At 42.0% G+C, this 9463-nt stretch carries 9 protein-coding genes; 5 read left to right on the forward strand and 4 right to left on the reverse strand.

The features are described 5' to 3' along the window. Positions 1 to 193: 193 nt before the first annotated feature. Positions 194 to 1051, reverse strand: a complete 858-nt coding sequence (gene lgt, locus ACE1AT_RS26920; RefSeq protein WP_374873992.1) for a prolipoprotein diacylglyceryl transferase — start codon at positions 1049 to 1051, stop codon at positions 194 to 196. A gap of 301 nt (positions 1052 to 1352) precedes the next feature. Here lgt and coaD point away from each other — a divergent pair, with 301 nt between their 5' ends. After that, the gene (gene coaD / locus ACE1AT_RS26925) at positions 1353 to 1868 is read left to right on the forward strand and encodes a pantetheine-phosphate adenylyltransferase (RefSeq protein WP_374873994.1); all 516 of its coding nucleotides are present in this window, start codon (positions 1353 to 1355) and stop codon (positions 1866 to 1868) included. 65 nt (positions 1869 to 1933) lie between these two features. Next, positions 1934 to 2503 carry a DivIVA domain-containing protein gene (locus ACE1AT_RS26930; RefSeq protein ID WP_374874006.1) on the forward strand — a complete coding sequence of 190 codons (570 nt, stop codon included), beginning with the start codon at positions 1934 to 1936 and terminating at the stop codon, positions 2501 to 2503. Between the two features lie 172 nt (positions 2504 to 2675). Here ACE1AT_RS26930 and ACE1AT_RS26935 read toward each other — a convergent pair whose 3' ends face one another. Both ACE1AT_RS26935 and ftsH2 read right to left on the reverse strand, forming a co-directional pair. Further along, the gene (locus ACE1AT_RS26935) at positions 2676 to 3488 is read right to left on the reverse strand and encodes a carbon-nitrogen hydrolase family protein (protein ID WP_374873996.1); all 813 of its coding nucleotides are present in this window, start codon (positions 3486 to 3488) and stop codon (positions 2676 to 2678) included. Positions 3489 to 3859: 371 nt separating this feature from the next. Further along, on the reverse strand, positions 3860 to 5746 hold the full coding sequence (gene ftsH2, locus ACE1AT_RS26940; RefSeq protein WP_374873998.1) for an ATP-dependent zinc metalloprotease FtsH2: 1887 nt from the start codon (positions 5744 to 5746) through the stop codon (positions 3860 to 3862). A 510-nt stretch (positions 5747 to 6256) separates the two neighbouring features. On the opposite strand from ftsH2, the gene rnc reads away from it, so the two are divergent. Together rnc and ACE1AT_RS26950 are read left to right on the forward strand one after the other, a co-directional pair. Further along, positions 6257 to 6931, forward strand: a complete 675-nt coding sequence (gene rnc, locus ACE1AT_RS26945) for a ribonuclease III (RefSeq protein ID WP_374874000.1) — start codon at positions 6257 to 6259, stop codon at positions 6929 to 6931. Between the two features lie 262 nt (positions 6932 to 7193). Further along, the gene (locus ACE1AT_RS26950; RefSeq protein WP_374874008.1) at positions 7194 to 7841 is read left to right on the forward strand and encodes a sugar transferase; all 648 of its coding nucleotides are present in this window, start codon (positions 7194 to 7196) and stop codon (positions 7839 to 7841) included. Positions 7842 to 7865: 24 nt separating this feature from the next. Here the strand turns inward: ACE1AT_RS26950 and ACE1AT_RS26955 are convergent, their stop codons facing one another. Further along, positions 7866 to 8705: a carbohydrate ABC transporter permease gene (locus tag ACE1AT_RS26955; RefSeq protein WP_374874002.1), complete on the reverse strand. Its 840-nt coding sequence runs from the start codon at positions 8703 to 8705 to the stop codon at positions 7866 to 7868. Between the two features lie 159 nt (positions 8706 to 8864). Between ACE1AT_RS26955 and yidD the strand changes: the two genes are divergently transcribed. Next, a complete protein-coding gene (gene yidD / locus ACE1AT_RS26960; protein WP_374874004.1) occupies positions 8865 to 9155 on the forward strand; it encodes a membrane protein insertion efficiency factor YidD in 291 nt (96 codons plus the stop codon). Positions 9156 to 9463 lie beyond the last annotated feature (308 nt).

Genomic DNA, 9463 nt, shown 5'->3' on the forward strand with positions numbered 1-9463 from the left:
CGAGAAATTGGTCGAGGCGGGTAGGACTGATTGAACCAGTCAAAGCCCCTTTGGGGCAGAATAACGTTGCGTAGTCCGATTTCTAATCGGCGTAGCAACAACAGTTCGGAATCCACGTTTTTCAAAGCGTGGAGAGTTCAAGAAAAATATTCGACCTGTCCCCACCTCTCCTTGTCCCCGATCCCCGATCCCCTCACTCTTGAGAAGTCGAAACTACATCTGGTAATCGACGTTTAGCAATATACAGCCAAGCTAAACCACTCAATCCCAAAATAATGCCGATTAAACTCACCACTTGTGCGATTCGCAATGGCCCAAGCATTAAGCTATCGGTTCGCAAACCTTCAATCCACAAGCGTCCCAAACTATAAATCAACAAGTAAACCATAAATAACGTACCCGTTTTTAAACGTGGTTTACCCCGCAAACCTCTAAAAAACAATGTCATCAGTAAAGCAAATACCATTAAATTCCACAGTGATTCATACAGAAAGGTGGGATGGAAATATTCAAAATTAACTAATTCTGGGGGACGGCGTTCTGGCGGAATATAAAGTTTCCAGGGGAAATCGGTTGGCGCGCCAAACGCTTCTGAATTGAAGAAATTTCCCCAACGTCCGATCGCTTGCCCTAAAATCAGCGAAGGAGCCACTAAGTCTGCCAATAGCCAAAAAGATATCCGCTTTAATTTGGCAAAGATTAAAGCTGCCAACAGACCCCCCAAAATCGCCCCATGAATAGCAATACCCCCTTGCCAAATGGCGATAATCCGCTCCGGATGTTGAGCGTATTCTGGCCATTCAAACAAAACATAATACAGTCTTGCTGCTGGAATCGCCCCAATAACTAGCCAAATTGACAAATCACTCAATAAATCTGGATTCACACTACGGCGTTTTGCCAAGTACTGCGAAAGAGTCACGCCAATTAAGACTGCTGAAGCAATTAACAAACCATACCAACGGATAGTGATTGGCCCTAGTTTGACAAAAATTGGGCCAGGAGATGTAAATAGAAACGCCAAGGGCAAAGCGGAAATATCCAATGCCATGCAGAAGTACCTAAAAAACTTGGAATTTAAAGTATAGAGTTTTAAATGGTTGGTGGTTAGTTCTTTGTTGATGGTTGTTTGTTGATGGTTGGGACGAACAACTACCAATAAACAACGGACAAGTACTAACTACTAAAACTACAGCTTAGATTCTAAGTCTTAATTAGCTCCATCAGAGAGGAAAAAACTTTTTCCCAGTGTTTGGTTTATGACTTCTCTAGCAAAAATAAAAATTACCTCTGTTGCTCATAATCTGTGATTAGATATAATCACCTAAACAACTGTGAGGCATCGTTAAATTGTGATTGCCATTTATCCAGGAAGTTTCGACCCCATTACCTTGGGACACCTAGATATCATTCAGCGTGGTAGTCGGCTATTTACGAAGGTGATTGTTGCTGTACTGCGAAATCCGAATAAAACGCCACTGTTTAGCGTACAAAAAAGGCTGGAACAGATTCGTGATTCTGTCAAGCATTTACCCAATGTGGAAGCTGATGCTTTTGATGGTTTGACAGTCAATTATGCTCACATGCGGGAAGCTGCTGTTTTACTGCGGGGGCTAAGAGCAATTTCAGACTTTGAAATTGAGTTACAGATGGCTCATATCAATAAAACTCTTTCCGTAGATATAGAAACTGTTTTTTTGGCAACCTCAAATGAATATAGTTTTTTAAGTAGTAGTGTGGTAAAAGAGATTGCAAGATTTGGTGGCTCTGTTGATCATCTTGTTCCCCCGCACGTTGCCCTGGATATTTACCAATGCTACGCCCAAAACCATCCCGTATCGAATCAAGTCAAGACGGAAGCAATTTAGCCCGACCAGAATTCAGCGACGGAGTACCTGAAGAAGCTATGCGAACGGGAAGTATAGATATTCAAATGGAACTCAATCGTCTGGAAGAAATGATTCTCGCTAGCTTTCACATTCCACTGACGCGACGGACGTTAGTGGATGAGGAAAAGCTGCTTGACCAGCTTGATTTTATCCGAGTGTGCTTGCCAACTGCTTTTTCGGAAGCAACAGAGATGTTGCAACACAAAGAAGAAATTTTGTTGCAAGCAGAAGAGTACGGACAGCAAATAGTAGAAGCCGCACAAGCAAAAAGAGCGCAAATATTAGATGACAGCGACATTCTCAGACAAGCAGAACGAGAAGCCGCAGAACTACGGCAACAAGTGCAACAAGAATGTGATGGTATGTTACAAGATACTCTCGAAGAAATTGACCGTAAACGCCGCCAATGTCAGCAAGAGTTGGAGGAAATGCGACGAGCTGCAATCGCAGAGGCTGAAGCCATCGAACAGGGTGCAGATGACTATGCTGATAGCGTTCTAGAGAATATTGAAGAGCAACTTCACGAAATGTTACAAATTGTTCACAAAGGCAGAGAACAATTGCAACCAAACTTACCACCACCACGAAATCCCCAATTCCCGAAGAATGGGTAATAAATAATAACATTCTTCACAATGAGTATGGGGGTGTAAGGGTGTAGGGGTGTAAGAGGAACTAACAAGTGTAGGTTTTTAATCAAGCAATGAGTGATGACTGTAAAACTAACGGAATAATCATCGTTTTATAAACTCTTACGCCCTTACACCCTTACACCCTGAAACTGTCTTAAAAGATTCGATGTTGCAAACTAGGCATTTGACGGCGGACTTGTTCTAGCCGTGATGGTTTAATTTCGGCGATCGCAACTCCTGGTTTTTCTCCTGCATCAGCTAAAATCACTCCCCATGGGTCGATAATCATGGCATGACCATGGGTTTGACGGCGGTCATAGTTGAGTCCGGTTTGGGCTGGGGCGATAATATAACAGCTATTTTCAATAGCACGGGCTTGCAGTAGCACCTGCCAATGATCTTTGCCTGTAAAAGCAGTAAAAGCCGCAGGCACAAATATCACATCTGCTCCCTTGGATGACAGGTGGCGATAAAGTTCGGGAAAACGAACGTCGTAACAAACAGAAAGTCCAATATTACCTAGTACTTCATCAGCATAAACAGAAGGTAGTTCTGTACCAGCCATGACTGTGCTAGATTCTCTGTAAGTATTGCCATCAGGAACATTGACATCAAATAAATGTACCTTTTGGTAACGTAATAATTCTTGGGCGTTGCGGTCAACAAGTAAAGCTGTGTTATAAACTTTACCTGTGCCTTCTACAGGAATGGGAAAGCCACCACCTAAAATGGTAATTTGATAGCGCTGCGCCATCGTTTTGAGAAATGCTTCTGTTTTATGTGCGATCGCGCCGGCTTGAGCGAGTTTGTCCTTCTCTTCTCCCATATAGGGAAAATTTTCTGGTAAACCCACTAATTCAGCACCCTGACGCACAGCTAAATCAATTAATTCCTCTGCTTGTGCCAGGTTTTTTTCTAGATCAGGCACACTGGTCATTTGAATAGCAGCAGCTAAATAAGATTTCATAGATTTAACAAAAAATTAATAGTCAAGGGTCAAGGGTCAATGGTCAACCTCTAATACCAATTCTTCGTGAAGCTGCTCCCGAATTTTACCCCTCCCCCAACCCCTCCCCGCAAGCGGGGAGGGGTGGCGAAGCCGGGGTGGGGTCTTTGTATGCGTCTTCATATAGAATTGGTATAACAGGATTTTAGATTTGTGATTTTGGATTGCCCCCAACCACAAGGGGCGGGGCTTGAGCCGAAAAAATAATCCAAAATCCAAAATCTCAAATTGGCACGGTTAATGAGCAAGGGGACTGATAAATAAATATCCCCATGTTCTTTATTTATAAACATGGGGAATAAAAAATTATAAACTTAAAAACCTAACGAAACCTAGAGAATAGGTGTAAATTGAGGTTTTTCGGGGACAACAGTGTATTCAGCCACAATCTGACGGAATTGTTCGCCGTCGATAGTTTCTTTCTCGATTAGCAGATCAACTAAACGATCCATGAGAGTGCGATTATCACGCATAATCCGCTTGGCGTTGTCATAACATTCTTCAACAATGGCGCGGACTTGAGCATCGATCCGAGATGCGATCGCTTCGGAATATTCAGAACGAGTCATCCAGTCTCGACCCAAGAATACTTCTCCTGTCTGGCTTTCTAAGGAAAGGGGGCCTAAATCAGACATTCCGAAACGAGTTACCATTTGCCGTGCCATATTACTCACCTGTTGCAGGTCATTTCCGGCACCAGTAGTAATTTCATCTCGACCAAAAATCACATCTTCAGCAGCGCGACCACCCAAAGCACCTGTAATTCTGGCTTTGATTTGAGAGCGAGTAATCAAACCCATTTCTTCAGAAGGAGTAAACCAGGTCAAACCCTGTGCTTGTCCTCGTGGAACCAAAGTAACTTTTTGTACTGGGTCATGATCTTTGAGGACAGTACCCACCAAAGCATGGCCAATTTCATGGTAAGCAATTAAACGCTTGCTCTTGCTATCTACTAGGGGCGTACCTTCCATACCAGCAACCACCCGATCCACAGCATCATCAATTTCTGTGAGGGTGATGCCTTCTTTGCGACGTCTGGCGGTGAGAATTGCAGCTTCGTTGAGGAGGTTGGCTAAATCGGCTCCGGTGAATCCAGGAGTCCGACGAGCGATCGCATCTAAAGACACGCTGGGATCTAGTTTCTTGTTGCGGGCGTGAACTTTTAAAATTTCCAAACGCCCTTTGATATCGGGTGCATCGACAGTTACTTGTCTGTCAAAACGTCCTGGACGTAACAACGCCGCGTCTAATACATCAGGACGGTTGGTAGCAGCAATAATAATGATACCAGTGTTACCTTCAAAACCATCCATCTCGGTCAGTAGTTGGTTGAGGGTTTGTTCCCGTTCATCGTTACCACCGCCAATCCCAGCACCCCGTTGTCTACCTACCGCATCGATTTCATCGATAAATATGATACATGGAGCATTGTCTTTGGCTTTTTTGAACAGGTCACGCACACGAGACGCACCCACACCTACGAACATCTCGACAAATTCTGAACCAGAGATACTAAAGAAGGGAACTCCTGCTTCTCCAGCAATAGCTTTTGCCAATAAAGTCTTACCAGTTCCTGGAGGGCCTACTAGCAGCACTCCCTTGGGGATACGAGCGCCAACAGCTGTAAACTTTTCTGGTTGTTTGAGGAAGGTGACAACTTCTTGGAGTTCTTCTTTTGCTTCTTCGATTCCTGCGACATCGTCGAATTTAACTCCTGTTTTGGCCTCCATTTGAAAACGAGCTTTAGATTTGCCAAAGCTCATTGCTTGACCGGGACCACCAGGCAAGTTGCTGGAGCGACGGAACAAAAAGAACAATCCAGTAATCAACAATATAGGAAAAATCAGATTTCCTAAAAGTCCCCAGATAGCACCGTCATTACGCATCGGGTGGGCATCAAAACTCACTCCTTTATCTTTGAGCTTGGTAATTAGCTCAGGAGCGTTAATAGGCAGATCAACCCGTACCCGTTGAACACGGTTGTCAAGATCCGGATCTACAGCTTCCACAATTGCTGTTCTGCCGCCTTCATAAAAATCTACATTAGTGACGCGATTGGCGTCTAAATATTCTAGAAAGCGACCGTAGGTCATACGTGTACTGGCTGTATTTCTACCCATATCCGCAGGAGCGCCAGCAAATGCACCCTGCCAGAAGAAAAAGCCAATTACCAAAGCTGGCAATGTCCAGAGAACTAGGACTCTCCAGGAGAATTTCATCTTGTTTTGCCTCTAGATGCCGATATACAACTAATTAGCGATGTGATTCCCACGATATCGCTAGGAAACGGATATTTATAAATCCATTTTGTTTTATCAGTTAGTCAGTTAGTCAGTGAGCAGTTATCAATTATCAGCTTTCTGAGTTTGGGTTCTGTATACCCATCAAGGAATTGGATAATTGTTTACTGTCCACAGTGAACTGATTCAAGCGCGATGGCACAGCCATGACGCCAAAAAGAATCTTAATTAAATTTAACTTAATTTTAATACAAAGCATTAAAAAAGGAAGCCATAAAACACCAAACAAGGTAGTGAAAATTAGGAATTTGCATTGCTCCCTATGCTTTGTATCCTTTTATTCATGACCTCAGTCATCATGAAAATTCCCACTCCAGTCAGGGTTAGAGTAGTTAACTTTAGCCATGTATCAAAAACTATAGTCTCTCAAGCACTGAATACAGTAAACTTTCCCAACAATCAATTTTCGCAACAAGACAACACATAAAAATGCACAAACTACTCATATTTAATAATGATCAACTCCTACGTCGAGCGTTAACCCATCGTTCCTATGTTCATGAAAACCCAACAGAAGGCGAACACAACGAACGCCTAGAATTTCTAGGTGATGCTTTGCTTAATTTTCTCAGTGGTCATTATCTCTATTGCCGTTATCCCGACAAAGGAGAAGATGAATTAACCAGGCGGCGTTCGGCGTTGGTAGATGAGAAGCAACTAGCCAAGTTCGCTATTGAGGTAGGTTTAGACTTAAGAATGCGATTGGGTAGAGGTGCTATTCTCGATGGCGGCTTTCAAAATCCAAATTTGCTTAGTAGTACCTTTGAAGCTGTGGTTGGTGCTTATTATTTAGATAATAATTCTGACATAGAGGCGATTCGGGCTATTGTAGAACCACTCTTTGATGCAGTACCAGAAATTATTGTTGATCATCGGGCGAATGTAGACTCGAAAAATCGCTTTCAAGAGTGGGTGCAAAAGAATATTACCCCCACTCCACCCAAATATGTAACAGAACAGGTGGGAGGTTATACTCACGCACCTGAATTTGTTGCTCAGGTGTTTGTGGGTGAAAAAATTTATGGAATCGGTAGCGGACGGAGTAAAAAAGATGCTGAAAAAGCTGCTGCTGAAGATGCACTGGCGAAGGTAAAAAAATATTGATTTAAATTCTCTTATTCTTTGTTGCTTCACTATTACCAATTTGCAAGAGTTTATTTGGTGAATTGCTTCCCCTCTAGAGGTACTTTAAATTTTCCATACTTAATTACAAAGATTGTATAAATTTTTTATTTTTAGCTTCTCAGTGCAAATGGTTGTTGTTTATATTTACCTTATAAACTACTGACTAAGTAAAAACCGAAGTAAAGCTGTGTTTGATTTTAGTTCTAATGAAGAATGTTCTAAGACTGATAATTCGTTTTTTCTGAGATATTCAAACTCAATTCAATTTCTTCCACAACCATCACACTCTTCTGTCAAAAGTATTACCAAAAGAATCATTGATATACTAGGAGCTATTGTTGGTCTAGCGATCACAGCAATATTGACCATACCCATTGCAATTGCCACCTTTTTTGATGATCCTGGTCCCCTATTTTATAGCCAAATTCGCTGTGGTTTGAACGGGCGTACCTTTCGGATGTGGAAGTTCCGCTCTATGATTGTTGGTGCAGATAAACTCAAGCACTTAGTAAAAAATGAAGCTACGGGTTACATCTTTAAATCTACTGAAGATCCACGGATCACTCGTGTAGGTAAATTTTTACGTCGAACTAGTTTAGATGAATTTCCTCAATTTTGGAATGTTTTGCGAGGGGAAATGAGTTTAGTCGGTACTCGTCCACCTACTCCTGATGAAGTAATACGCTACCAAATACATCACTGGCAAAGATTACGAGTCAAACCAGGTATGACAGGAGAATGGCAAGCAAATGGTCGTTCGAGCATCACCGACTTTGAGAAGATAGTCAGCATGGACATAGACTATCAACGTAAGTGGTCAATTATGTACGACTTGAGTCTGATTTTTAAGACGATATGGGTAGTGATCAAAAAACATGGAGCCTGTTAAATTTTTGATTTTTATTCTTATCCTTCATCCCTTCACCCCGCTACCAGTTTCTGTGGGTACAATGTAGCGTTGTAAAAATAAGAACAATAGCATGACTGGAACAATAGAAATTACTGAGCCAGCAGCTACTAACCGCCAATCAAGAGAAAAAGTACCCGCTAATTTCGCTACACCTAAAGGTAGGGTATATAAGCTTTCATCTTGAATAACAATTAAAGGCCACAAAAAATCACTCCAAGAACCGATAAAAACGAAAATTGCTAGAGTAACTAATGCAGGACGAACTGCTGGTAGCATCACATACCACCATATACCCAATTCTGAACAGCCATCCATACGTGCTGCTTCTTCCATCTCTTTGGGGACACTCATAAAAGCTTGTCGCAATAGAAAAATCCCAAAAGCAGAAGCTAGGCTAGGAAAAATCATTCCTAAGTAGGTATTTCTTAAGCCCAACTGGACTGTCAAAATATACAAGGGTATCATCACGATTTGAAACGGAATCATAATTGTGGAAATAATCGCGATAAAAATCCAGTCTCTTCCCGCAAATGAAAGTCTAGCTAAGGGATAAGCAGCTAAAGCGCAAAATAGTAAATTTAATCCGACAGTCAGTACAGCAACAAAAGTACTATTGAATAGATATTGTCCAAAAGGATTAGATTGCCAAACGTTAACAAAGTTTTCCAAAGTTGGCTGACTTGGTAGTAACTGCGGTGGTGACTGAAAGATATTTTCACTTTGAGATTTGAGGGCAGTACTTAAGAGCCAAAATAAAGGGAAAAGCGTTGTTAATGCGATCGCACTTAATATAATGTACGTGCCAATGTTTTTGAAGAGTGAGTTGCGGCTGGAAAAACTCATAATCTTGATTAGGAATGGAGTTCAGCAATATTTGATTTTAGTCAAATTTTATTCACACCAGCCGATGAGAACCAGTATGCAAATTAAACCTGTTGATAGAGTAATAGAGACTGACGTTGGATAGAAGATTGAGTGGTAGTTTAGATTACCATTTTTATTATGTCAGTCAGTACTATTGAAGCTTTTGCAAGTCAGGTTGCGATCGCATCACTCAATACCTATCAAAAGCGTCTTTCCCCTCACAAAGGTTTTTCCTGCCCCCATCGATTGCTTCATGGGGGTGAGTCTTGCTCTGACTACATCAAACGCCAACTGATTAACCAAAATTTGCTCACAGCGATACAAATGGCTCCCCAAAGATTCAAAGCCTGTAAAATAGCTGCTCAAACTCTGCAAAGTCAACGCGCAGAAAGTGGATGTATTGTAATTCCTTGTTGTATACCGATTTAAGCCAAAGTCAAGCAATTTTGGATTTTGGATTTTTCAGCTTGCTCTGTAACCGGGTTCGTAGTGAGGACTTTAGTCCTTTATGAGCGCTTAAGCGCTCACTACGAACCCGGCAAAGTTTGTGTGACAAAGTACTAGAAGCGATCGCTTCATTGCAGACAGACTATATCCCAATACGGTTCAGTTAAGAAGAAATGTAGGTTGGGTTGAGTGCAAGCGAAACCCAACAAAGCCTTGATAATGTTGGGTTACTCTGCGATCAGCCGCGCAGGGCGCGTCTACGTTCCTCAAACGCCAGGTGCTACAACTCT

This window comes from Pelatocladus sp. BLCC-F211 (assembly GCF_041928655.1).
Classification (GTDB): Bacteria; Cyanobacteriota; Cyanobacteriia; order Cyanobacteriales; family Nostocaceae; genus Pelatocladus.

Coding starts and splice junctions, on each gene's coding strand:
- lgt (WP_374873992.1), bottom strand. CDS start 1,051: ATGGCATTGGATATTTCCGCTTTGCCCTTGGCGTTTCTATTTACATCT.
- rnc (WP_374874000.1), top strand. CDS start 6,257: ATGCACAAACTACTCATATTTAATAATGATCAACTCCTACGTCGAGCG.
- ftsH2 (WP_374873998.1), bottom strand. CDS start 5,746: ATGAAATTCTCCTGGAGAGTCCTAGTTCTCTGGACATTGCCAGCTTTG.
- yidD (WP_374874004.1), top strand. CDS start 8,865: ATGTCAGTCAGTACTATTGAAGCTTTTGCAAGTCAGGTTGCGATCGCA.
- ACE1AT_RS26930 (WP_374874006.1), top strand. CDS start 1,934: ATGGAACTCAATCGTCTGGAAGAAATGATTCTCGCTAGCTTTCACATT.
- ACE1AT_RS26935 (WP_374873996.1), bottom strand. CDS start 3,488: ATGAAATCTTATTTAGCTGCTGCTATTCAAATGACCAGTGTGCCTGAT.
- ACE1AT_RS26955 (WP_374874002.1), bottom strand. CDS start 8,705: ATGAGTTTTTCCAGCCGCAACTCACTCTTCAAAAACATTGGCACGTAC.